Below are 541 nucleotides of genomic sequence, written 5' to 3'. Positions count from 1 at the left end.
TCGGCCTTCACCACCTGCGACGCGTACCACGCCTCGGTGCAGTGCAACACCAACACCAACCGCGACCACTTCATGACCGGCACCAGCGGCGGCACCGTCCGGGACCTCCCGGTGACCGACAACAGCTACGTCCCCGGCGGGTACGAGTGGACCACCTACGCCGAGCGGCTGGAGCGGGCCGGGATCAGCTGGAAGACCTACCAGGCGCTGGACAACTACGACGACAACGCGCTCGCCTGGTTCGCCCCCTTCCAGCAGGCCAAGCCCGGTGAGCCGCTGTACGAGCGCGGCATGCGGATGGCCGGCGACCCGGCCAAGGAGAAGGACCCGTTCGCGATGGGCGACGCGCTGGTCGAGGCGTTCACCGCCGACGTGCGGGCCGACCGGCTGCCGCAGGTCTCCTGGCTGGTCGCCCCGTACCTGTTCAGCGAGCACCCGGCGGCCAACCCCAACTACGGGGCGCACTGGGGGAACACCGCGCTCCAGTCGCTGATGGCCAACCCCCAGGTGTGGAAGCACACGGCCTACGCGGTGGTGTACG

The 541-nt window shown here is 69.9% G+C and carries 1 protein-coding gene; it reads left to right on the top strand.

Annotated features, from left to right (window positions below; genetic code table 11):
* Positions 1 to 541, top strand: a 541-nt coding sequence (locus tag ABD353_RS40140) for an alkaline phosphatase family protein (protein WP_344628628.1), incomplete at both ends; no start/stop codon positions are given.

The organism is Kitasatospora arboriphila (genome assembly GCF_039528095.1).
Lineage (GTDB): Bacteria > Actinomycetota > Actinomycetes > Streptomycetales > Streptomycetaceae > Kitasatospora > Kitasatospora arboriphila.
Note: the sequence above shows the minus strand (reverse complement) of the source record. Positions and strands in the feature narration are given on the sequence as shown.